This is a genomic window from Sinorhizobium sp. 7-81 (genome assembly GCF_030124405.1).
In the GTDB taxonomy this organism is placed as follows: domain Bacteria; phylum Pseudomonadota; class Alphaproteobacteria; order Rhizobiales; family Rhizobiaceae; genus Sinorhizobium; species Sinorhizobium psoraleae.
The window spans coordinates 85,854-107,671 of the sequence record NZ_JASKLT010000009.1 but is presented as its reverse complement, the minus strand read 5'-3'; the positions used below and the strand labels follow the sequence as shown (position 1 = coordinate 107,671).

Sequence of the window (21,818 nt, the reverse complement as noted above, 5' to 3'; positions counted from 1 at the left end):
GGCGAGGAAACTTCCGCGATGATTTGCGCGGCCGCCATCTTCCCCCAACATTTCTGGTTACCCGGGCGTTCGTGCATGCGGGGGGGCATAGCTTTGCTGCCGGTGCCGTGTTAACCGGCGACACCCCTCGGATACGGAATCTCCCCAGGAATGCAGTACAGACCCGAAGTCGATGGCCTGCGCGCGCTTGCAGTCGTTCCAGTGCTTTTGTTTCACGCAGGTTTCGACATTGTCTCGGGAGGGTTCGCCGGTGTCGATGTCTTCTTCGTCATCAGCGGCTTCCTGATTACTTCGATCATCGACAAGGAGATCCGCGAGAGCCGGTTCAGCGTGGTTTCCTTCTACGAGCGGCGCGCAAGGCGGCTTGCCCCGGCATTGCTGTTTGTCTGCGCCGTGTGCACCGTCTTCGCCCTCATGTGGATGCTGCCGCACGAGCTCAACACTTTCGGCAAGGGGCTCTACGCGACAAGCCTGCTCGGTTCCAATTTCCAGCTCTGGGACCAGACGGGTTATTTTTCGCCGGACACCGACCAGATGCCGCTGCTGCATATGTGGTCGCTCGCGGTCGAAGAGCAGTTCTATCTCGTGTTCCCGTTGCTGCTCATTGCCCTGCGCCGCTTCTCAGGGGCCAGCGTTCTCGTTGTCGTCCTCGGGATTTCGGCCTTGAGCTTCGGCGCCACGCAGGTTCTCGCGCACCTCGACCCGTCCGCCAATTTCTATTTGCTGCCAAGCCGGTTCTGGGAGCTGGGTCTCGGGGCGGCGGTCGCGCTTTCCGGCCTGTCGAACGCCGAAGTGGGAAAGCCGGTCCGTGACATACTCGCGGCGCTCGGCCTGCTGGCGATCGTCGCGACCTATCTTTTCGTGCGCGAATCGGCGGCCTATCCGGGCTGGGCGACGGTGCCGGTCGTGGTGGGAACAGCGGCTTTCATCGCCTTTGGCCGGGCCGACACATTTGCCGGAAAATGCCTTTCGATAAAGCCGCTCGTCGCCGTGGGGCTCTGCAGCTACAGCCTTTATCTCTGGCACCAGCCCGTGCTGGCTTTCGCGCGCCTGCGTCTCAACGACGACATCACGCCCGCAGGCTATGGTGCCCTGATTGGGCTCTGTTTTGTGCTCGCCTATCTTACCTGGCGCCACGTCGAAACGCCCTTCCGTGATCGCAGGCGCTTTGGTCGGCGGCCGGTCTTTGCCATGACCTTGGGTGCGGGCGCTGTCGCCATCATCGCCGGCTTGTCGATGGACCAGAGCGACGGCTTCGAGGCGCGAAACCTCGAGCTTGCCCGTCTCAACGAGCCGAGTGTCGGCATCGGCAAGGATTGTGACGGCGTCGTCGGCCTCAAATGCAGCACCGGCGACAATCCCGAGATTGCCGTCTGGGGCGATTCCTTTGCGCGGCACCTCGTCGACGGCGCCCGCGCCTCGGACCCCGATGTGCGTCTCGTGCAATTGACGAAAAACAACTGCGGCCCGTTTTTCGATCTGGCGCCCGTCATCCCCAATCTCGCCCTCGACTGGCCGCAGCAATGCCTCGACCACAACGAGGATGTCCGGCGGTTCCTGCTGGCGCACAAGTCCATCAGATATGTCGTGCTCTCCTCGCCGCTGATCCAGTACCTGCGCGAGGACACGGTGTTCCTTCGCGGCAAAGGGCTCACAGCCTCGAGCCCCCAGCTTCTCGTCGAAAATTTCCAGTCGACGCTCGCCTGGCTCCGCTCGAACGGCGTCCAGCCCGTCGTGGTGGGTCCGCCTCCGAGGCACGGGCGCAACACCGGACTTTGCATCGCGCGGGCACGCCTGCTCGGCCTGCCTTCCGGAGATTGCGACCTGCCGGTGGCGGCGGTCGAGGCGCACGACAAGGAGGTGCGGGCCGTGCTGGCGCGCGTCGCCAAGGATTTCCCCGTGCTGAATTTCACCGACTACCTTTGCGACGCCAGCGATTGCCGGGCGGAAGATGACGGCGTTCCGATCTACGAAGACGACGGACATTTTTCGGAGAAGGGCTCCCGGCATCTCGGCAGGACGCTGGATTTCTCCCGGGCTTTCGTGGCTGTCGCCGCGCATGGTTGCGCGCAAAACCCCGACCATAGCCGGTCCTCGCCGCACGGGAACTGCGGATTCGTGGCGTCGCGGTCGGCCGAGTTGAATTCCGGCGACGATCCCGATAAACGCACCTATCACAGCGGCACCTGGAGCGGATTTTGAAGGACCTTCACTACCCCTTTCGTCTTTCGGAAGTTGAGAAAGGGCGGGCCGAACTTGCGAACGGGCGGGGTCAGCGAAGCCTTCTCGACCGGATCGTCACCCGGTACGAATCCTTCAAGCTGGCGGCGCGCGAGCGCAAGCGCAAGCGCACCATCGAAATGTCGTGCCTGAACGAGGGCGGTGCGCGGCCGCTCGGCCGGGAAGACATTCCGGTGGTCTTCAACACGCATAACGACCTGAAGCTGATGCCGTCCTTTCTCGCCCACTACAGAAGGCTCGGCGTTTCGCGCTTCATCTGCATCGACGACGTTTCGTCCGACGGCACGCGCGAATATCTCAGGTCGCAGCCAGACGTGGACGTCTGGAGTTCGCCGTTGCGCTACCGGGACGCCCGGCGCGGGCGCGAATGGCGCCAGACGCTGTTCGAGCGCTACGGCAAGGATCGGTGGTATCTCAACGTCGATTCGGACGAATTCCTGATCTACGACGATTGCGAACGCCAGCCGCTTCGCAACCTCATCCGGGCGCTCGAAGCGCGCGGCGAAAAGCGCCTTGCGGCCCCCATGCTCGACATGTACCCGGTCGGCCCGCTCGGTTCGGCGACGCTCGACGGCGCGGATGCGCGGATGCCTTGGGAGATCGCCGACCACTTCGACGGCGCCGGTTACGAAATCACCTATACGAAGCGGGCGATCAGCATCACCGGCGGACCGCGCAAGCGGAAGTTCGCGCACGTGCTGGAACTCATGAAATATCCTGTGATCTTCTGGGACGAGGATTGTAGCCTGGGGGTCAGCATTCACCAGCCGCTTCCCTGCGAGCGCAATTTTCCGGCAATCTCCGGCGTGCTGCTGCACTTCAAGTTCTTCTCCGACTACAGGGAGAAGATCGAACACGCGGTGACCGACGGACAATATTTCGACGGTGCCGCCGCCTATCGCACGATGCTGGACGATTTGCAGAAATCCGGCGAGTTCGACTTCCAGAGCCCGGACTCCGTGCGGTTTTCCGGCTCGAAGCAGCTGCGCGAACTGGGCTTCATCGCCCCGATCTCGTTTGCGTCGGACTAAAACAGGTGTGCAACGCTGCGCGAAGAGCAGCCGGAGCGGGCGCATCTCCCATCTGCGCCGGCGATAAAGTTTGAGCCTTCTCGCGCGGCCGACGCGGCGCGGCTGGATTCCTGTGACAGGCACAGGAATGAGGTGCGCATAGGTAAGCGCCGGTGGCCCGGAACCGCCGCGAGAGCTTTTGCCCTGCCCGTTTGGTTGGGATCGTATCCCCCATACCGCTTGAGGGCTGATGACGACGTCGAACTCGGCCTTGGCCGCTTTTGCGACGACCGCCGGACTATCGAAACAAGCGAGCGCCTGCGCGACGTAGGTTTTGACCTCATCTGAATATTTCGGATTGGCCATCTCTCTATAAAGGCTCCATCAAGGTATGCTCTTTGCGGTCGCGTGCAATGATGATGGAGGCACAAGTGGAGGACCGTGAAATAGAGCGCCGCGCAAAGAAGCTCTGGGAATTAGAGAACCCAGGACGGCCATGGCAGCCTATCGCGCACCGGATTGAAACGGGACAAGACCTCTCGACCGGAGCAAGCGAGGAGGATCGAGAGCGTTACCGGCGGCGCGTTCGCGACGGCGAGTGATCGGGACTAGGCGACCCTTAGCTGGCAGGTGCCGCATGCATGCGCGATCTGCACTCTGGCGATCTCGGGTTTCTGGTTGGCTGCGCGACCATGGCACAGCGGCGGCGTCTGCGCCATAGCGACGAACGACGCCGACGAACTCTTCCACATCATGTCCGCGGATGGTGAACACCGGACGACCGGTCGCCTTGCTGAACTTGGGCGCACTGAAAGCATCGACGTCCTGGGCGGCGTGATAGAGCTCGTGCTCGACCAGCGCCATGAACTCTGCGTCGCCGCACTCTCGGCAATACTCGGCGTCCAGCGTGATGATGAAATCAGGGACGTGGCCGAACCACTGCTTGATCTGCATCTCTGCCCGGGCGCGGGCCCATTTGCCCATGGCACCCTGTGGCTTTCCCTCTTCGCACTGGCCGATGATGCGGCGCCCCTTGCGGCTGTTCTCGACGGCTGTCCAGAGGAAGCCGATCTCGGCGTGCACCAGGTGAGCGTGCTCCGGATTGTGGACCGGTGATGCCGGATAGAGGAATGTCGCCTCTATCCAGTCTGGCATGTCCTCGGCAACAACGAATGCTGAGCCGCTAAGATCGAAAATAGTTGCCGGTGGCGCTGGCCGCTTCTGGCAGAGAGGCTGCCCCATTAAAGAACCGCGACTTTTCGAGCTCTTCGAGCGCCGATCTGCTTGCCACTTCGCGTTGAGTTTGAATACATCTACTCACCTCAAAGCGGAAAGGACCGCGCATGAAACTGTCACAAGGTGAAAAACTGATATTGATGGCTCTTGCCGCAGAAAAAGATGGCAAGGAGGAGCTAGACTTGGGCTTCATCCGCTCCGCTATCTTAAGCGGCAATACATGGGCTCTCACGTGGCAGTTTCCCGGAATACCCACGGACGACACTGACCCGAGAATAGCGGTCGAGACTGCCGATATCCTCGGTATGTGGTCTCACATCGAGCGCAGCGTTCGCCAGCTTTCGCCCGCAGACAAAGCCCAGCTTGAGAAGGATGCGTACCCCTTCGACTTGGAGTTCTCAGGATTTGATGGAAATCACGACGAACACCACGGCGTGGCGTCATTCATGATCAATGAGCTAGGCCGCTTTTCCGAATACCGAGGTCGCGAGTTGAACTCCCATAGCCAGAGTAGTCTTCCCTCGTATAGGAGGATGCTGCCGATCTTCAGCGAAGAGATGCGTAGCCGTGGGCTGACTGCTGGCCCGCTGTCCGCGGAGAGCATTCTCAAAATAGTGAAGCCGGCGTAAATGGGCGATTAAGCCGTGGCTGATGTTCCAACTTCTACCCTCACCTGAGGGCGCAAATTGAGACACCTGAAATCCGGAAGCGATTGACGGCGCTTCCGGGCGGTTTTCGAAGGAACAATATGACTGACGTGAAGCTACTTACTGAGCCTACAAATTATGCCATCGTTCAACTACCGCAGCGCAAGTTCCCGGGCGTGGTATTCCAGGGTGACAGCCTGAACAATTTCATCGGGGACCTTGAGGCGGCAGCCTCTGAGACCGACCCATTGCAGAAGTCGGCGGCGCTGGCAGACGTAATCGAAAGACTCCATGGTATTCGCGAGCACTACGAAGCTGTCTTAGATCGTGCTGGCATCGGACGCCCATACTGAAGCTACCGTGCTGCTCTACGCCGACGTGAACGCGGAACTTACCTCAACCTAGCGTCGTTTATTTCGGTCAACGCCTGGGAGGATGGAATGGCAGACAACAAAAAGGCCACTGCTCGCGATCGGCAGCGCGTTGCCGCCGGACAGCCATACGAGCTCAGCTACTTCCGTAAGAAACACGGCCTCTCAATCGAGCAGGCTCGTGACATCATCAAGAAAGCCGGCAACGATCGCGATAAAGCGAACGCGCTTGCCGAGAAGGTGAAGAAGGGCTGAGGTATCCTTCTGTGACGGGTTGCAAGCCCGGGAATCGAACCACCCGGTCTCTCGTGGTTATGAGCCACGCAGCTTACCGTCTCCAATGAAGATCGTCTCTGATATGATCTGATAACCTTTAGCTTGCCTTGCCTTTGCCCAGAGGCTGGGCGAACTTCCCATCTCGGGCATTCTTCAGGACTGGCATTCGATACCTATGAGCAAAACAGTTTTAGACAATTTGACCGGCATGTACTTCACCCTCGACGCTCCCGATGGAAGCTATGGGACGGGCCAGGTAATTCGCCTGGCTGCCGAGGGCGTCTATTTCGTCCGGTTCGACGGCAACGAGGTGACCTTACCTCTGGAGCTCGTGACCGTTGGCGAGATGCTGGAAACGACTGAGGAGGAGTACAAGCTCTGGCGGTTCTTCGACACGATCGAAGAAAGGGATAAGTGGATCGAATGGCTAGACGCGCCGTCTAAGCCACGGGTCGTCTCGCTTGTGAGACCGACCAAGTAAGCGAGGCGAAGATCAGCAGCCAATCGTAGGTCGATCGACCCTACCGCGTAGACGGCGGTCAAGGGTGGTCGCGCTTGCCCAGTCGGGGTCTTCTGCATTTTCCAGCAGCGCTACCGGGGCTTATTGACCGAGCGGCCCAGCCTGCTTCTTTGGCCGCTATCCCGTCGACGGGAAGTCTACCCAAGTTCACCCGGTGCTGATCGCACTCGGTAAAGAATTAAATGGCAGACGCCTGCATCCAACGCTCATTCGTGCATTCGAGAGCCGATCGGACATCATCGCTGATCACGTCTCGTCCACTCGCCACATCCGCGGCGAAGATCTCGGCCGACGGAAAGGCTTCTACCAAATCACCATCGCGGGACCGCGTTTCAGCGGGACGTGGAACTTCTTTTCAGGCGAGCTGGAAGATCTGGTTAATTCGATAATCCCAGCGTAAGTTTGCGCGGGAATCCGCCCGCTGCTTCGTATGAGCCACGCGGCTTACCAGTTGCCTTGCCTGCGGAAATGTATACCGGATTCATCCTCCTCTCCGGCAGGAGGCAAAGGTGGCCACTACCAATGGCGCTGGATCTTAATTCTGGCCCACAAGACGCGCGAATTTTCCTCGCCGTAGCACTGAAATCGCAACTGGGGGATGAAAGATGGCCTACATTGACCAGATCATCATGTTTTGCGCCGGTCTCTGGATGACCGCTGCGGGCTTTGGTTACGTTCAGACGAACACTCAGGTTCCTTGGCTCGCTCAACTCACAAGGCACTTTCGATGGATGGGGCCGCTGCTGATCGTTATCGCCATTGTCCTGGTGTTTGCCTCACCCGCCGTATAGACGGCGATCATCTGGCGGTCACCTGCGCGCTCGCGTTTTACCTAGCTCGGTCAACGCGAAATTCGCGAGAGATGCGATAAAGCCAATTGCCCCTGCAAAAAGCGCGACGACACCACCGAACCACTCTGCGGTCACTATTGCTACGAATCCGCAGACAGCGGTGGTGGCGATAATTTTGAATGCGAGTTTCGGGTCACCAGTTGGCAGCATGCCAACAACTTAGCAACCATCGCGCTCGTTGCAGGCTCCCGGCTGAGCCACGCGGCTTACCAACCTGAGGATGCGTCGGCTTTCCGGCAGGCGATCGTCGGCGGCCGCCATGCGCTGATAGCCGGGGGCGACGCGGATCCCGTACCAACGTGATCTCTTCATGCTTTTCCCGACTTCGTAATGCGATGGCCTGCAAGTGCTCTGGATTGGTGGTGTTGGCAGTATTTTCCGGCAGCCTTGGCAGCACAGAAAAGGTATGGGCCACCGTGGTTAAGGGGCCACTTGCATTCGCCGGGCAGCAAATCCTCTAGATGCTTGGCAACTGGCAAACGCTTCACATCGTAATCTGAGGCCGGGATTGGTACTCCCTCGTGCGGGCTGTAAGGCTTGCGCGTTTCGACCTTCCTCGGAGCCGGTACGGCCTTTTGGGGCCTGGTACTCCTAGATCGTTGTTTCTCCGGGAAAAACGCGCGATTTCGAAATGCGATCCCAACGATCACGTTTCGGCTGACACCCAAGCGCGAACCGCGACCGTGAACACCCCCCGGCCATTACTTGGCTCCGCTATGACAACACGCTCCGTCATCCCTGCGCCTGCCACACGGATCCAGCCACGGTGCGCCCGCGCCGTGAATGAGGATGCGGTTTGCCACGTCGATCCACCGTGCGGCAGCAGCAACCGCGAGCGCGGGTCATCCTTCGCGGCTCTGACTCAACCGCATGGCCTCAACGGAACGGAAACGACCGCATCAGGCGATCAATCGTCTTTGCGGATGGAACGGCGGGAGCGTTGCCGGCTTTGTCGACCCCGCCGGCCGTGAGCAGACTTTCGAAATCGACGGGGCCGGGGAGGGGCGCGCCGCGGAAGCTGAAATAATCCGCGAACTTGAAACCGTCGCCCTTTATCCTGCCGTGGGGCTCCATCCAGATCGAGGGCACGCCATAGGCGTCGGCGACGATGAGGCCGTGGAGACTGCTGGATATCACCAGGTCGCTGGCGGAGATCGCCTCGCAAATCTTCTGCGGGTCGCCAAGAAGGTTGAGAACCCTCCAGTGCCTGGGCAGGGACGCTCCATAGCGCTCCAGAAAGGTCCGGTAGGTGACGAAGTGCGGGATGACCACGACTTCCGACGTGGCGACGTTTTTCCTGGGCCAGATCAGCGGCAGCAGGATCGCCGGATCGCCAAGGGCGATATCGCGGCCGGGCGCGACCCTTGCCTTCGACAATTCTCCGCGAACCGCATCAAAGACGAGGCGCTGCGGCCAGAGCGCCGGTGTACCGGCGTGCATGAAACCCGAGCCCCAGACGTGCAACGTTCTCCAGGGGCGCTTTCGCCAGAACGCATATTTCTTGCGGCTGTATCGATAGTAGGCGTCGATGATGCTGCCGACTCCGATGAGTTCCGCGTGCGCGGGTTCGACATAGACCGGATCGACCGAAAACAGGTTCTGGAGAATATCGGCCATCAGATTGTCGCCGAAGTTCTCGATGGTCTTGCCGAAGCTCTCGCCGACCGTGGCCGAAAACACCTTCACCTTGCGCACGCAAACTCCTGTGAGGCCTATTCATTAGGCCCATTGGGAAGCATCACTCTCGATCGCTCGCGAATGCCGCATCCATCGCGTCACTCGCAGCACCGTGGTCATCGACCGGACCTCGCGTCTTATCCGCAAAGGTCGCCGACTGTGCATTGCTGCATGATTTTGTCCTTAAATGGGCTGAGAAAATCACGCAGCAGTCGATTGTCGACCGGTATTCTCGATGCAGCCTTACGGCTTGGATTTGAACGCATTCCTCCGGGTCGACGCGGAGATCGTAGAGTGCCGCGATGTCGCGCGCAAACTTCCGTTTCAAAACGCTAATTAAGTCGTCAATGCCGGAACCCTGATCTGAGAGGAAGGCCGTGCCGAAGAGTTGCAGCGGCCCGGCAATGCTACCGGGAAGCTCACAACCCATGGTAAGCTTACTGGAGGTGGAAAACCGCCTCACGCTTTTCCTCATCCCGCTTTCTTGAAACGCGGGATGCGGACGGAAAACCGCTTCACACTTTTCCTCATCCCGCTTTAACCGGGGAGGGCGCGACATGCCGCTGCAGGATGGCTACGGGCTCGTGATCGGCACGAAGCTCGATTATTTTCGCGACGATCCCGACGATTTCGGGCGCTATTACCACGGCAATCTGATCGTCGGCACGCCGCAGGGGCCTTACCACTGCGCGATCGACGTCGATCCGAAGAACATGCCGAACGGGATCGAATGGCGCGTGGTTGCGCTTGCCGCCGGCGCCATGAGCCAGTTCAGCCAGCTCGCCAACGGGTGGCACACGCTTGCCTCGAACGACAGTTCCGGCGCGCTCGACTATATCCGCTCGCCGATGCTGCACCCGCCGCTCGGCATCCTCTTCGTCCGACACAACAGCTTCCTCTCCCGCCTTCTCGATTTCATCCGCTGGAACCCGCCGTGGAACAAGGGTCTCGGCATCGACGCGCTGACCGATCTCGAAGGGGTGCTGACCAATGCCGCGCGCTGCTATGTCTTCGGCGAACCCTTCAATGTCGGCCTCGGCGTCCATAACATCCACCAGAACCAGGGCGACCCGGTCACATCGACATTCGTCGCCGAGAACGGCATCTGGCAGGACGGAGCGACGATCATCGAGAGCACGTCCGGCATGTTCACGGCCTTCCTCAACAAATTCAGGACGCAGTCCTACCGGACCGATGCGCTTGGCCGGCCGGCTTAAGAGTCCCGGGACCACTGCGTGTTTCCTGGGGACTTCGGCTGCGGCGACCAATGCACTCCGTCATTCCTGTGCTTGTCACAGGAATCTAGCCACGGCGCGTCTGCATCGTGATTGACTCTCGTTTTGTCGGAAACGGAGGTTGGTAAGGGCATCGACGATAGGCACCCTGGTGCATGATTCCTAGCGTCATTCTGTCCATCGGCCGGCTCGGTCTTCCGCGCCGCGGACGCGGCGCTGCTGGATTCCTGTGACAAGCACAGGAATGAGGAGCGTGTCGCGGCGACCGCAAGGCAGGGAAATCCGACTTATGCCCTTAAACTTGACGCCGGAAATCGCTATATGGCCTTTTGCAGCGCCGTGCGTCTCTTCAGACGCACAAAGGTCGCTGCAGCATTTGAATTGCTGCATGGTTTTCTCTTTGAACCATGCACGAGCCGGGACCGCCGGCTGGAGGAACAACGGGAATGAATGGCATGCAGCGTTTTGGACGAGTTCTGGCAATGGTCGCGGTTGGCCTCACGGTCATGATGACGGTGGTCGATGTGGCCGAGGCACGGCGGGCGGGCGGCGGCTTCGGCTCGCGCGGCAGCCGCACCTTTTCCACCGCGCCGGCGACCCGCACGGCGCCGACCAATGCCGCGCCGATCGAGCGGACGATGACGCCGCGGCCCGCTCCGACGACCAATCCCGCGACCAACCCTGCGGCGCAGAATCGGACCAACCAGAGGCCCGGCTTCTTCAACAGCTTCGGCGGCTCCATGCTCGGCGGCCTGATGATGGGCGGCCTGATCGGCATGCTTCTCGGCCACGGCCTTGGCGGCGGCATCGGCTTCCTCGGCCTGCTCCTGCAGGTAGGGCTGATCATCGGCGCGATCATGCTGGCGATGCGGTTCTTCGGCGGCAGCCGGCGCCCGGCCTATTCCGGCGCCAGTGCCTCGGCCCGCTCCTCCGCCGCTTCTTCCGGTATGCCGTCCTTCCGCATCCCGAGCATCGGCGAGGGAACGGGCAGCATCGGCGAGGGAACGGGAAGGGCCGCGAGCGCGAGCGGGCAGGGTGCCACCGCGGCTTCCGCCGGCGCACACTCGTCCGCCGCAGCGTCGGGCAAGACGGATGAAATCGGCATCACCCAGCGCGACCTCGATCGCTTCGAGGCGATGCTGAAGGAAGTGCAGGCGGCCTATGGCGCCGAGGACTATGCGGCGCTTCGTCGGCTGACCACGCCGGAGGCCATGTCCTACCTCGCCGAAGAACTGAGCGAAAACGCGACGACCGGGCTCAAGAACGAGGTTCGCGACGTCCATCTCGTCCAGGGCGATGTCGCGGAAGCCTGGCGGGAGAACGGCACCGATTACGCGACCGTTGCGATGCGCTACGAGAGCATCGACGTGATCCGCGAGCGCTCGACCGGCCGCGTCGTCAGCGGCGACGCCGACAACCTCACCGAGGCGGTCGAGCTTTGGACCTTCCAGCGCAAGCCCGGGGCCGAATGGCAGGTCTCCGCCATCCAGGGCGTCCAGGCCTGACGCACGGTTTCGGCGGTTTCCGGCCGCCGTTCCCGATTTCGTGAATCGTCGCCTGCATAATCGCTTAAGCCGAGCCCGGCTTGAGCGTAAAATCATGTCATCGAACCTACTGCATGTTTCCTTAAATCGTCGCCGATTTTAAGGACAAAAACATGCAGCAATTCGAAGTGCTACGGCGTCCTTTGCGCGTCTGATAAGACGCGCGGCGCTGTAGAGCGGGATGCGGGCGGAAACCGCTCACACTTTCCCATCCCGCTCGGCGTGCCGCGAGCGCTCCCGGTATGCGTCCGGACGCGCGCACGGTCTTGACGAAGGCGATCATTGTGTGTCTTTTCTGTCGGGCAATGATCGGTGTAACGCCTTGAATTGCTGGAAAATTCTTTTTGTTACGAGGCGTTGGAGCAACAGGATGGACATCGCGGGCAAGACGTCGGGAGGCTCGACCGGTTTGATTTCGCGAGCAGGAGGAGCGGGCGATTCGACGACGGGCCGCGCATCGTCGCTCGTGCTTGGCGCAGCGGCGCTCGTCGTTGCAATGGCGGCCTCGACCTTCGCCGGCCATGCCCAGAACGCGGACTGCAAGAGCTCCACCGGACCGGAAACGGACTGGCATGATTGCAACAAGCGGCAGCTCATGCTCGGCGGCAGCGACCTGCAGGGGAGCAACCTCGCCAATACCGATTTCACGCTCACCGATCTCAGGCGGGCCATGCTTCGTTCGGCAAATCTCGAAAAGGCGACGCTGGTGCGCGCCTCGCTCGCCGGCGCCGTCGCGGACAAGGCGAATTTCACCAGGGTCGAGGCCTATCGCGGCAATTTTTCCGGCATTTCCGCCGAGGGCGCGTCCTTCGTCAGCTCCGAATTGCAGCGCACCGATTTCACGCGCGCGCGCCTGACAGGCGCCGATTTCGAGAAGGCCGAACTCGGCCGCGCCGATTTCACCGAGGCCGTGCTGACAGGCACCAAGTTTTCCATGGCCAATCTCTCGCGCGCCAATCTCAGCGGCGCGATCTTCGAAGGGCCGATCGATTTCGACCGCGCCTTCCTGTTCCTGACCCGGATTGAAGGCCTCGACCTTTCCGCCGCGACCGGGCTTGAACAGGAGCAGATCGACCTCGCCTGCGGCGACGCATCGACGAAGCTGCCGGCCGGCCTTTCGGCGCCGGCCAAATGGCCTTGCCCGGCCGACGACGATTGAGGGGCACTGCCGGTCGTTGCCGAAGCCGCGACGTGGGTCGAGCGGGCTGTAGCGTCATCCACATTGTTGTTTGGCCCCGGGCCTTTCCCCTTGTTCGGTCATCCTCGGGCTTGATCCGAGAATCCAGAATCGAGCGCCACCTCGCTCGCGGGCGTCGTCGGCTGGCCTGTGCTTGATCCTCGGGGCAAGCCCGTGGTGAATGTGGATGACGGAGAGTGACGGCGTCAGTTACGCTAATCGCGATCGCGGGGCCGTATCACGCTCAGCGTCGGAAGCGCGGAAATCGCCCTCTCGGCCGGACGGGTCGGCCTGTTGAGATCACTGCGTGCTTCCTGAAATTTGAGGATAAGATCACATCGTAGTCCAGCGCGGATTTGCGTCGCGCCAAGGTGACCTGCGATGATGAAACGCCGATGGCCGCTTGCTGCTGCTCTCTGCCTCCTCGGCGGAGCCGGGTCCGCCGACACCGTTGCCGTCGATCTCGAACTCGTCATCGCGGTCGACGTCTCCTACTCGATGGAAATGGAGGAGCTCCGCGTCCAGCGGGCGGGCTATGTGGAGGCGTTCCGCAGTCTGGAAGTGATCAAGGCACTGCGTGGCGGGCCGCGAGGCAGGATTGCCGTCACCTATGTCGAATGGGGTGGCAAGGCGATTCAGGTCGTACCCTGGACGCTGCTTCACGACGCTGCGAGCGCGCGGGAATTCGCCGAAACCTTGCAGCGCCAGCCGCTGAGGCGCATCGCCTTCACCTCGATCTCCAATACGCTCGCGGTCGGCCGGACGCTTTTCCGGGCGAGCCCCTTTCGCACGAGCCGCCGCGTCATCGACATATCGGGCGACGGGCCCAACAATGCCGGAGCGCCGGCGCCTCTCGCCCGCAACAACACCATTGCCCAGGGGATCACCATCGACGGACTCCCGGTCATGCTGAGGAGCGCGCCGGATACGGCATCGATCGCGGATCTCGACGTTTATTACCGGGAGTGCGTCATCGGCGGTCCCGGGTCTTTCCTGTTGAAGGTGAAGCACATCGACGAATTTGCCGCGGCGATCCTCGCCAAGCTCGTCATCGAGATTTCTGGGCTGAAGGTGAGCCGCTACGGGCCGGATGAGCCAAAGCCAAGTCCTGTCCAGTACGGGCAACCCTATAATTGCTTCATCGGCGAGGAACTGCAGGAGCGCTCCATCGGCCGGTAGATCGCTTCATCACAGGACACGACGGCAGCTGAATGCTGCCTACTGCATGTTTCCTTAAATCGTAGCCGATTTAAGGATAAAAACATGCAGCAAATTCAAAGTGCTACAGCGACCTTTGAGCGTCTGATAAGACGCACTTCAGTTCGTGTGCTCATGCTCGAACCAAAGAAGCTCGCGACGTCCGCCTGTCGATCGCTCGTCCAAGCGTCTCAAACACGCGATCGTCCAGGCATTGCGAAACGTTGAAGCGCATGAACTCCTGAGCCGACTGGGAAAGGCTGAAGGCATTGCCGGGCGCGAGCACCACGTTCTCCGCCAGAGCCTCCCGGGCAATGTCGGCGGCGTCGAGCCCCGAGGGCAAGCGGCACCAGAGAAACATGCCGGACTGCGGCTCCAGCCAGGGTTCGATGCCGAGCTTTCTCAGCCTGGAGCCGGTTTCGGCCATTGCGCGTGAGAGCCGCGCGCGCAGCCCCTCCATGTGCTTGCGATAGCCGCCGTCCCTCAGCACGTTGTAGGTGAGCTCGGCCGACAGGCGTCCGCCGCCGAACGACGTCGCGATCTTGAGGTCCACCAGTCCGTCGATCCATTCCGGGCGCGCGGCGATGAAACCGCAGCGCGCCGAGGCCGACAGGGTCTTCGAAAAGCTGCCGATATGGACGACGCGGCTCAGACCATCGAACGCCGCCAGCCTTGGCGCGGGCGTGTGCTCGAAATCGGCAAAGATGTCGTCCTCGACGATGGTCAGGTCGAACTGGTCCGCAAGCTTCAAGACCCGATGGGCAACGACGGGAGATAGCACGGCGCCGGTCGGATTGTGGATGGCGGAATTGGTGATGTAGAGGCGCGGCCGGTGCTCGGCGACCACCTGGGCGAAAGCCTCGATGTCCGGCCCCGTCGGCGTATGGGGCACGCTGACGGTCCTGGCGCGGTGGGCGCGCAGCAGCGCGTGGAAGTTGAAGTAGCACGGGTCGTCGACGAGGACGGTATCGCCCGTTTCGAGAAAGAAACGGCACAGGAGATCGATCGCCTGCGTACCCGACTCCGTGAGCATGATCCAGTCGGGCGGCGCTTCGATGCCGCGCTCCATCATGCGCCGCGCGAGCAACTGGCGGAGCGGCGGAAAACCGAGCGGTGTCCCGTAGTCGGTAAGTGCGGCGTCGCCTGCGCGTGACAGGCCGCGCAGGCCTCTCCGCAATGCCGCCTCGGGCATCCATGAAGGAGGAAGCCAGCCGCAACCGGGCTTGAGCGTCTGGTCGCTGCTTTCGAGCGATTGCCGGGAGACCCATAGCGGATCGATCGCGCGATCGAGCCGGGGTCCGATCTCGGCAAGGGCCAGGGGCGCCACCTGCCCGGAGACGTAAAAGCCGGAGCCCGGCCTCGAAGCGATGACGCCTTCGGCGACTAGGCGTTCATAGGCGTCCACCACGGTCGAGGTCGAGACCTGCATGGTCGTGGCGAAGGCCCGGACCGAGGGCAGCTTGCCCCCCGGCGTCAGGCTGCGGTTGGCAATGCGTTGGCGGATGGCGTTCATCACCGCCGTAATGCGCGTTCCGCCGCCTGCGCCCGTCGCTGTAGCGCTCATCCGTACTGCTCCCTGAAGCACAACAGTTTTGTCGAACTGTACTGGATTGTCTCTGGCGGCGCCAGAGCGCCGCGCGTCATATGAACGCGCAAAGGACGCTCTAGAACTTTGAGTCCAGGGCATCTCCTCTGCTTTCAATGCTTCCGCTTGAAAACAGGATGCTCCGGCGGCTTCGGCTGATACCGGCAAAAGAGGCAGGCCGGAAAAGGGAACAACCCATGGATAAGACGACGACCGGATGGATCAACGGCTTTCTCGGGGTGCTGATCTTCAGCGGCTCGCTGCCGGCGACGCGGGCAGCCGTGCTCGACTTCGACCCGGTGTTCCTGACCGTCGCCCGGGCCGCGATCGCCGGCCTCCTTGCCCTCTGCCTCCTGGTTGCCTTCAGGGAGAAGCGGCCCGCCGCCGACCAGCTCGTCTCCCTGGCAGTCGTCTCGCTGGGTGTGGTGGTCGGGTTTCCCCTGCTGACAGCGCTGGCGCTCCAGCACGTGACGTCGGCACACTCGATCGTCTTCGTCGGAATGCTGCCGCTTGCAACGGCGGCCTTCGGCGTGCTTCGCGGCGGCGAACGTCCTCGTCCCGCCTTTTGGATGTTTTCCGTCACGGGGAGCCTGCTGGTCATCGGCTTTGCGCTCGCGCAGGGCCTCTCGGCGTCCCCTGTCGGCGACGCCCTCATGCTCGCCGCCATCGTGGTCTGCGGCTTGGGCTATGCCGAGGGCGCGAAGCTCTCGCGCACCCTTGGCGGCTGGCAGGTGATCTCCTGGGCGCTCGTCCTGTCCTTGCCCGTCATGCTCTCGATCGCGCTTTTCCTGATGCCGTCGTCGTTCGCCGAGGTGGGCGTGCCCGGCTGGGTCGGCCTCGGCTATGTTTCCCTCTTCAGCATGCTGATCGGCTTCATCTTCTGGTACCGCGGACTGGCACAGGGCGGCATCGCCGCCGTCGGGCAATTGCAGTTGCTGCAGCCGTTCTTCGGCTTGGCCCTGGCCGCGACCCTGCTCCATGAAGACGTGAGCCTGCTGATGCTCGCGGTCACGGTGGCAGTTATCCTCTGCGTCGTCGGCGCACGAAAATTCGCGAAATGACAGGCGGCGAACAAGGCGCGCGCCGCCGCCATGCATTCCGGCTCGCCTCGTCCGGTGCTATGTTGTTGCATGACCCGCGATGCAGCCATAGCGAGAGCCGAGGCTCACTTCGATTCCGGTGCTTTCCGGGACGATCTGGCGCGCCGCGTCGCCCTGCCGACGGAGAGCCAGAATCCGGATCGCGCGCCAGTGCTGGCCGAGTACATCGAAACCGAGATCAGGCCGGCCTTCGAAGCACTCGGGTTCGCCTGCCAGACATTATCCGAGGGCAACTGGCCTTTTCTTTTTGCCGAACGCATCGAGGATCCGGCGAGGCCGACCGTGCTTGGCTACGGTCATGGCGATGTGGTTCGCGGTCTCGACGAGGGCTGGCATGAAGGTCTGTCACCTTGGCGGATGACCGAACGCGACGGCCGATGGTACGGACGCGGCGTCGCCGACAACAAGGGGCAGCATTCGATCAACATCGGGGCGATCAGGGCCGTGCTGGAGACGCGCGGCAGACTTGGCTTCAACGCCAAATACCTGATCGAAATGGGAGAAGAGAGGCTTTCGCCGGGCCTTCGCGAACTGGCGACCACCCACAAGGATTTGTTCCGATCCGACGTGCTGATTGCTTCGGATGGGCCGCGGCTCTCGGCCGCGCGGCCAACGGTCTTTTTGGGTTCGCGTGGCGCCATCAGCTTCGATGTCTGGATAGAGGCACGCGAGGGCGGCCACCATTCCGGCAATTGGGGCGGTCTTCTTTCCGATCCGGCAATACAGCTTGCCCATGCGCTTGCAAGCCTCACGGGGCCGACAGGCCAGATCCGGATTCCGGAATGGCTTCCGAAGGCCATCCCGGACGACGTTCGGCGCGTTCTCGCCGATTGCGAGATGGAGGCCAGCGCCGACGATCCCGAAATCGATCCCGACTGGGGTGAGCCCGGCCTGACGCCGGCGGAAAAACTGTTCGCGTGGTGCTCGTTCGCGATCCTCGCCTTCGAAGCCGGGAACCCGAAGACGCCCGTCGGCGCGATTCCGCCGCGAGCCTGGGCGCGCTGTCAGCTGCGGTTCGTCGTCGGCGTCGATGTCGAGGATGTCCTTCCGGCGCTCAGACGGCGCTTCGACCGCCACGGCTTTTCCCATGTGCGGATCGCTCAAGCGAACGATGCGGTTTTCCACGCCACACGACTGGATCCCGGGCATCCATGGGTCAGCTGGACGGTGGACTCGATTGTTCGCACGACAGGCAAGAAGCCCGCCATCCTGCCAAACCTCGGCGGATCGCTGCCGAACGACATCTTCGCCGATATCCTGGAACTTCCGACAGTGTGGGTCCCGCACTCCTATCCGGGTTGCTCCCAGCATGCGCCGAACGAGCACCTGCCGCTCGTGATCGCCCGTGAAGGTCTGGCGCTGATGGCAGGGATCTACTGGGATCTCGGCGAGCCCGGCCTGCCGGAAGCGCATCATTAGAGCAATTCCGGGAAGTGTTCGACGTTTCCGTCCGGAATTGCGTCAAATCAAGAGGCTGGATTTCGCCGTTTCAATGAAGCGAGCAGCAGGAGGACGAACCGAGTAGGCCCGTCGCGCTCCCGTCAGAGAGCCGCGAGAAATTTCGCGACGCGCGCCCAGGTGCGCTCCGCCGCCTCGGCGTCGTGGTCGGGCAGGCTCGGATCCGTGTAGATATGCCCGGCGCCAGGATAGCTGAACACCTCGGCGGCAATTCCCGCTCCCTCGGCGATTGTCCGCCAGGCCGCCACGTCCTCTGCCGGCTCGAAAACATCCGGGTCGGCAAGATGCACCTGCAGCGGCAGGCCGCGGCGCGCATCATGGGGTATCTGGGCAATGCTGTGGAGGAAGAGCACGCCGGCCGTCTCGGGCCGCTTCGCCCAGAGATGCGCGGCGACCGCGGCGCCCATGGAAAATCCGCCAAGCACCGTCTCTGCTGGCAGATCCGCGGCCGCTCTCTCCGCGCGCTCGCAGAGCGTCGCCCAGCCGATCTCCTCCTTCAATTCGAAGCCCTGATCGATCGAGCTGGCGACCCGGCCCTCATAGAGATCGGGCGTGATGACCGTGTGGCCCGCCGCACGCAAACGCGCCGCCGCATTCCGCTCGAGCGGGCGCAATCCATAGACGGAATGAAACAGGAGCACCGTCGCCATCGCTATACCCTCCGGTGTTGGCCGGCCGCAGGCTACAGCAATTCCAGGAAAAGTGTGCAACGGTTTTCCGTCCGAAATTGCGTCACTTCAAAGAACAATTCCAGGAGCTGTGTAACGGTTTTCCGGCCGGAAATGCGCCGGGCGATCTGAAGGGCACCCGCTCTATCATCATGCCGCCGACGCGGGTCTGGCTCCCCGCCATCCCGCGTGCCACCGCCATCTCGAGCTTGACCCAAGGATGACGGCAAGAGGGAAGGCCTGCGCGCGCCCCCGTTTTTGAGCCCCGAACCCGAACAGCGCCCCGCGCACGCGCCCCGACGGGTCGGCGTCCCGATGCAGCCGACGGGGCTGCATCGGGCGCTTGCCGGAAATCAGCCCGCGATCGCCGCGACGGCCGGCGCGACGTGCGGCCAGACCTCGATCGATCCGCGGTAGATCATGTCGACCGCGACATAGAGGATGATCGCCAGACCGACATAGGCGATCCAGTGATAGCGGTTGAGCAGCTTGGCGATGAAGCCCGCTGCAACGCCCATCATCGCGATCGAAAGGACGAGGCCGATCACCAGTACCGTCGGATGCTCGCGGGCAGCACCCGCAACCGCGAGCACGTTGTCGAGCGACATGGAGATGTCGGCAACGACGATCTGGATCGCCGCCTGCGCGAAGGTCTTCTTGTGAACCTCTCCGGTCCCGTGGCCGGCGCCTTCGCCGACGCTGGCGCGCAGCTCGCGCCACATCTTCCAGCAGACCCAGAGCAGGAGGATACCGCCGGCAAGCAGCAGGCCGATGATTTCGAGAAGCTGGACCGTAACGCTCGCCAGCGCGATACGAAGAACGGTCGCGGCGAGAATGCCGACGAGGATCGCCTTCTTGCGCTGCTCGGTCGGAAGCCCGGCGGCTGCAAGCCCGATGACGACGGCGTTATCCCCGGCAAGCACCAGGTCGATGACAATAACCTGCATAAGTGCCAGCAAGCCGGCAGACGTAAAAATTTCCATGATCCGATGATCCCCCACTGAGCAAAGCGGCTGGGCATCGCTAGCGGAAAAGCCACCGGCGGATCAAGTGGCGATGCCGGTTTGCTGCAAAAAAACTGGAGCGCGCCGATGCGGAGAGGGTTCTGGGGTCGGGCGGCCGCCGCGCAACGCCATTGCTGGGGTCCTTTGAGGGGCCGAGACGGCGTCCTCGCCTCACCTCGTTCGTGCTCGTTACAGGAATCCAGCCGCGGCGCGTCGGTGCCGTGAATGACGGCCCATGCGACCGGGCGGCCGCAAGCGTCACGCCGGCGAGAACATCGCCGTGATCCGCTGCCTGAGCGCTCGCTTGTACATTCTGAACCACGGCGCCACGCGCTTGTTCGCGTGCTGCTCGAGCGCCTTCTTCAACACGATCTTCTCCCTGGCCGTGTAGTTCGTCTCGGCGATGATGCAGCGTGCGATCTCGACATATTTCCTTCGCGCCGCCAGCCGCTCCGCCGGCTGCAGGTGATAGCTCGCCTCACGCATGATCCGCTGCGTGAAGGTGGCCTCGGGCGCGAACGCCACCTGGCCGTTGATCATGGCCCGCATCGTGGTCAGGTGATCCGCTGCCCAGGCATAGGGATAGTCCCTGAGCACAGCGATATCCTCGATGACGGCATCGCGCCGCCACAAGCCGTAGAACCAACTCGGATGGCAGCCGAGCAGGATCGCCTTCGCCCGCGACAGGCGATCGGAGCCTTCGCTCACCGGCAGCGGGTAGTCGGCCTCCCGTCCGGTCGACGTGTTGATCCGGTGGACCGGGGTCACGGCCAGCCGGGCATCGCCGTCGCGGTCGAGCGCATTCACGGTTGCCTCGAGATGGTTCTCGTCCGTCAGGTCGTCATCCGCCCGCCACATGAAATAAGCGGCCTCGCCGAGGTGCAGCGCCTTCTTGAAGTTCTCCATCACCGGCACGTTGATGTTGCTGCGAACGTGGCGGAACCGTCGGTCCCTTCGCGCAAAGTCGGCGCAGATCTCGCTGGTGCCGTCGGTCGAGGCGTTGTCGCAGATGATGACCTCGAAATCCTCGAAACTCTGCCCGCGCAGGCAATTCAGGCTTTCGGAAATTGTCTGGACACCGTTGTAGGTGGGAACGGCGATACTCACGCGAGCCATGTTTTCCCTGTTGCACGCTGTTGTTGAGGCGACTATATGAGCGGCGCCTGAACAGTTTCTTTTGTCAAGCCACACGCCGTGGATGACAAGCGTGTACACCTCGGCCCCCTCAACCGCAAGACGATCATCGATGCCGAAAATCGACGTTTGCATTGTCGCCTCGCGGCGCCCCGATCTGTTGGCCGCCACGCTCGAAAGCCTGTCGAAGCGGATGCTCGATCACTTCGAGATCGAGAATGTCTACATGAACCTCGATCCGATCTTCGGGGATGAGGACGCGCATGCCGCCTGCCTCGATCTCGTCCGGCTCCGGTTTCCGGCGGCCGTCGTTTTCGAGCCCGAAACGCCGGGCTTCGCCGGCGCCGTGCGGCGGCTCTGGTCGGCCACAAAGGCGGAGTTCGTCCTGCACCTCGAAGACGATTGGGTCGCGTTGACCGACATCGGCCCGGACGTTTTCACCGCCTTCCGGAATGCCTCGATCGCACAGGTGTCTTTCCACACCGCCGAGCAGAAATGGGACATCGCGAAGAAGGGCCATTTTCACAAGCGCAACGAATATGTGCGACTGTTCGGTATCAAGATCCCGACGTTCAGCGCCTTCCCGATCTTCACCACCTCGCCGTCGCTTCTCAGAGGCGAGTTCGTGAGGGAGTGCGCGAGGTTGATGGACCCCGCGAAGGACCCGGAAAAACAATTCTACTACGGCGTGAACCCGGCCCTCGAAAAATACGTCCGCAACAAGAAAAGCTATATCTTCTCGCCCGAAAAGCGCCCGGTCATCAAGGACATCGGCCGCGACTGGCAGAAGGAGAAGAAAATCAGGAAGGTCATCCGCGACGCCAATTCGGTCTGGGAAGCGGAGGGATAACGGTCTTTCGCGGGTCCGAGTTCGCGGTCAGGCGCGG

Annotated in this window: 21 protein-coding genes and 2 pseudogenes; 14 read left to right on the top strand and 9 right to left on the bottom strand. The window is 62.2% G+C overall.

The features are described from left to right. Positions 1-150: 150 nt before the first annotated feature. The gene (locus tag QN224_RS24830) at positions 151-2,202 is read left to right on the top strand and encodes an acyltransferase family protein (RefSeq protein WP_283978787.1); all 2,052 of its coding nucleotides are present in this window, start codon (positions 151-153) and stop codon (positions 2,200-2,202) included. Positions 2,203-2,294: 92 nt separating this feature from the next. Next, the gene (locus QN224_RS24825; RefSeq protein WP_283978876.1) at positions 2,295-3,272 is read left to right on the top strand and encodes a glycosyltransferase family 2 protein; all 978 of its coding nucleotides are present in this window, start codon (positions 2,295-2,297) and stop codon (positions 3,270-3,272) included. A gap of 225 nt (positions 3,273-3,497) precedes the next feature. On the opposite strand, the pseudogene QN224_RS24820 reads toward QN224_RS24825, so the two are convergent. Then, positions 3,498-3,617: pseudogene (locus QN224_RS24820) on the bottom strand (DUF2280 domain-containing protein); the annotation flags it as partial. Between the two features lie 242 nt (positions 3,618-3,859). Then, positions 3,860-4,493: pseudogene (locus QN224_RS24815) on the bottom strand (putative metallopeptidase). Between the two features lie 101 nt (positions 4,494-4,594). On the opposite strand from QN224_RS24815, the gene QN224_RS24810 reads away from it, so the two are divergent. From QN224_RS24810 to QN224_RS24790, 5 genes are all read left to right on the top strand, one after another. Further along, positions 4,595-5,116, top strand: coding sequence for a YfbU family protein (locus QN224_RS24810; protein WP_283978785.1), 522 nt, complete (start codon positions 4,595-4,597; stop codon positions 5,114-5,116). A 119-nt stretch (positions 5,117-5,235) separates the two neighbouring features. Then, positions 5,236-5,487 (top strand): hypothetical protein, encoded by a 252-nt coding sequence (locus QN224_RS24805; RefSeq protein ID WP_283978784.1) that lies wholly within the window; start codon positions 5,236-5,238, stop codon positions 5,485-5,487. 87 nt (positions 5,488-5,574) lie between these two features. After that, entirely contained in the window at positions 5,575-5,760 is a 186-nt protein-coding gene (locus QN224_RS24800; protein WP_283978783.1) for a DUF3606 domain-containing protein, read from the top strand. Between the two features lie 196 nt (positions 5,761-5,956). Next, positions 5,957-6,262 (top strand): hypothetical protein, encoded by a 306-nt coding sequence (locus QN224_RS24795; RefSeq protein ID WP_173510015.1) that lies wholly within the window; start codon positions 5,957-5,959, stop codon positions 6,260-6,262. Positions 6,263-6,906: 644 nt separating this feature from the next. After that, positions 6,907-7,092, top strand: coding sequence for a hypothetical protein (locus QN224_RS24790; protein WP_283978782.1), 186 nt, complete (start codon positions 6,907-6,909; stop codon positions 7,090-7,092). A gap of 219 nt (positions 7,093-7,311) precedes the next feature. Here QN224_RS24790 and QN224_RS24785 read toward each other — a convergent pair whose 3' ends face one another. The 3 genes from QN224_RS24785 to QN224_RS24775 form a co-directional block, all read right to left on the bottom strand. After that, entirely contained in the window at positions 7,312-7,464 is a 153-nt protein-coding gene (locus QN224_RS24785; protein WP_283978882.1) for a hypothetical protein, read from the bottom strand. Between the two features lie 564 nt (positions 7,465-8,028). Beyond that, positions 8,029-8,847: a polysaccharide pyruvyl transferase family protein gene (locus QN224_RS24780; RefSeq protein ID WP_283978781.1), complete on the bottom strand. Its 819-nt coding sequence runs from the start codon at positions 8,845-8,847 to the stop codon at positions 8,029-8,031. 43 nt (positions 8,848-8,890) lie between these two features. Next, positions 8,891-9,304 (bottom strand): hypothetical protein, encoded by a 414-nt coding sequence (locus tag QN224_RS24775; RefSeq protein ID WP_283978780.1) that lies wholly within the window; start codon positions 9,302-9,304, stop codon positions 8,891-8,893. An 82-nt stretch (positions 9,305-9,386) separates the two neighbouring features. On the opposite strand from QN224_RS24775, the gene QN224_RS24770 reads away from it, so the two are divergent. From QN224_RS24770 to QN224_RS24755, 4 genes are all read left to right on the top strand, one after another. Beyond that, the gene (locus QN224_RS24770) at positions 9,387-10,046 is read left to right on the top strand and encodes a DUF2278 family protein (RefSeq protein WP_283978779.1); all 660 of its coding nucleotides are present in this window, start codon (positions 9,387-9,389) and stop codon (positions 10,044-10,046) included. 473 nt (positions 10,047-10,519) lie between these two features. After that, complete coding sequence (locus QN224_RS24765; protein ID WP_283978875.1) at positions 10,520-11,569, top strand: Tim44 domain-containing protein; 1,050 nt, start codon at positions 10,520-10,522, stop codon at positions 11,567-11,569. Positions 11,570-12,104: 535 nt separating this feature from the next. After that, positions 12,105-12,767 (top strand): pentapeptide repeat-containing protein, encoded by a 663-nt coding sequence (locus QN224_RS24760; RefSeq protein ID WP_283978874.1) that lies wholly within the window; start codon positions 12,105-12,107, stop codon positions 12,765-12,767. A gap of 399 nt (positions 12,768-13,166) precedes the next feature. After that, positions 13,167-13,964: a DUF1194 domain-containing protein gene (locus QN224_RS24755; RefSeq protein ID WP_283978778.1), complete on the top strand. Its 798-nt coding sequence runs from the start codon at positions 13,167-13,169 to the stop codon at positions 13,962-13,964. A gap of 151 nt (positions 13,965-14,115) precedes the next feature. On the opposite strand, the gene QN224_RS24750 is transcribed toward QN224_RS24755, so the two are convergent. After that, complete coding sequence (locus QN224_RS24750) at positions 14,116-15,546, bottom strand: PLP-dependent aminotransferase family protein (RefSeq protein ID WP_283978777.1); 1,431 nt, start codon at positions 15,544-15,546, stop codon at positions 14,116-14,118. A 218-nt stretch (positions 15,547-15,764) separates the two neighbouring features. Here QN224_RS24750 and QN224_RS24745 point away from each other — a divergent pair, with 218 nt between their 5' ends. Both QN224_RS24745 and QN224_RS24740 read left to right on the top strand, forming a co-directional pair. After that, positions 15,765-16,628 (top strand): DMT family transporter, encoded by an 864-nt coding sequence (locus QN224_RS24745; RefSeq protein ID WP_283978776.1) that lies wholly within the window; start codon positions 15,765-15,767, stop codon positions 16,626-16,628. 69 nt (positions 16,629-16,697) lie between these two features. Then, on the top strand, positions 16,698-18,086 hold the full coding sequence (locus QN224_RS24740) for a M20 family metallopeptidase (RefSeq protein ID WP_283978775.1): 1,389 nt from the start codon (positions 16,698-16,700) through the stop codon (positions 18,084-18,086). Positions 18,087-18,208: 122 nt separating this feature from the next. Here QN224_RS24740 and QN224_RS24735 read toward each other — a convergent pair whose 3' ends face one another. From QN224_RS24735 to QN224_RS24725, 3 genes are all read right to left on the bottom strand, one after another. Beyond that, on the bottom strand, positions 18,209-18,781 hold the full coding sequence (locus QN224_RS24735) for a dienelactone hydrolase family protein (protein ID WP_283978873.1): 573 nt from the start codon (positions 18,779-18,781) through the stop codon (positions 18,209-18,211). 365 nt (positions 18,782-19,146) lie between these two features. Then, positions 19,147-19,776, bottom strand: a complete 630-nt coding sequence (locus QN224_RS24730; protein WP_173510023.1) for a TerC family protein — start codon at positions 19,774-19,776, stop codon at positions 19,147-19,149. Positions 19,777-20,055: 279 nt separating this feature from the next. After that, positions 20,056-20,913 (bottom strand): glycosyltransferase, encoded by an 858-nt coding sequence (locus tag QN224_RS24725; RefSeq protein WP_283978774.1) that lies wholly within the window; start codon positions 20,911-20,913, stop codon positions 20,056-20,058. Positions 20,914-21,043: 130 nt separating this feature from the next. On the opposite strand from QN224_RS24725, the gene QN224_RS24720 reads away from it, so the two are divergent. Further along, positions 21,044-21,781, top strand: coding sequence for a hypothetical protein (locus QN224_RS24720; RefSeq protein WP_283978773.1), 738 nt, complete (start codon positions 21,044-21,046; stop codon positions 21,779-21,781). Positions 21,782-21,818 lie beyond the last annotated feature (37 nt).

What these genes read in the sequence shown, in the direction of transcription:
- QN224_RS24830 (WP_283978787.1), top strand. Translation starts at nt 151, where the DNA reads ATGCAGTACAGACCCGAAGTCGATGGCCTGCGCGCGCTTGCAGTCGTT.
- QN224_RS24810 (WP_283978785.1), top strand. Translation starts at nt 4,595, where the DNA reads ATGAAACTGTCACAAGGTGAAAAACTGATATTGATGGCTCTTGCCGCA.
- QN224_RS24805 (WP_283978784.1), top strand. Translation starts at nt 5,236, where the DNA reads ATGACTGACGTGAAGCTACTTACTGAGCCTACAAATTATGCCATCGTT.
- QN224_RS24800 (WP_283978783.1), top strand. Translation starts at nt 5,575, where the DNA reads ATGGCAGACAACAAAAAGGCCACTGCTCGCGATCGGCAGCGCGTTGCC.
- QN224_RS24795 (WP_173510015.1), top strand. Translation starts at nt 5,957, where the DNA reads ATGAGCAAAACAGTTTTAGACAATTTGACCGGCATGTACTTCACCCTC.
- QN224_RS24790 (WP_283978782.1), top strand. Translation starts at nt 6,907, where the DNA reads ATGGCCTACATTGACCAGATCATCATGTTTTGCGCCGGTCTCTGGATG.
- QN224_RS24785 (WP_283978882.1), bottom strand. Translation starts at nt 7,464, where the DNA reads ATGAAGAGATCACGTTGGTACGGGATCCGCGTCGCCCCCGGCTATCAG.
- QN224_RS24775 (WP_283978780.1), bottom strand. Translation starts at nt 9,304, where the DNA reads ATGAGGAAAAGCGTGAGGCGGTTTTCCACCTCCAGTAAGCTTACCATG.
- QN224_RS24770 (WP_283978779.1), top strand. Translation starts at nt 9,387, where the DNA reads ATGCCGCTGCAGGATGGCTACGGGCTCGTGATCGGCACGAAGCTCGAT.
- QN224_RS24765 (WP_283978875.1), top strand. Translation starts at nt 10,520, where the DNA reads ATGCAGCGTTTTGGACGAGTTCTGGCAATGGTCGCGGTTGGCCTCACG.
- QN224_RS24760 (WP_283978874.1), top strand. Translation starts at nt 12,105, where the DNA reads ATGGCGGCCTCGACCTTCGCCGGCCATGCCCAGAACGCGGACTGCAAG.
- QN224_RS24755 (WP_283978778.1), top strand. Translation starts at nt 13,167, where the DNA reads ATGATGAAACGCCGATGGCCGCTTGCTGCTGCTCTCTGCCTCCTCGGC.
- QN224_RS24750 (WP_283978777.1), bottom strand. Translation starts at nt 15,546, where the DNA reads ATGAGCGCTACAGCGACGGGCGCAGGCGGCGGAACGCGCATTACGGCG.
- QN224_RS24745 (WP_283978776.1), top strand. Translation starts at nt 15,765, where the DNA reads ATGGATAAGACGACGACCGGATGGATCAACGGCTTTCTCGGGGTGCTG.
- QN224_RS24740 (WP_283978775.1), top strand. Translation starts at nt 16,698, where the DNA reads ATGACCCGCGATGCAGCCATAGCGAGAGCCGAGGCTCACTTCGATTCC.
- QN224_RS24730 (WP_173510023.1), bottom strand. Translation starts at nt 19,776, where the DNA reads ATGGAAATTTTTACGTCTGCCGGCTTGCTGGCACTTATGCAGGTTATT.
- QN224_RS24725 (WP_283978774.1), bottom strand. Translation starts at nt 20,913, where the DNA reads ATGGCTCGCGTGAGTATCGCCGTTCCCACCTACAACGGTGTCCAGACA.
- QN224_RS24720 (WP_283978773.1), top strand. Translation starts at nt 21,044, where the DNA reads ATGCCGAAAATCGACGTTTGCATTGTCGCCTCGCGGCGCCCCGATCTG.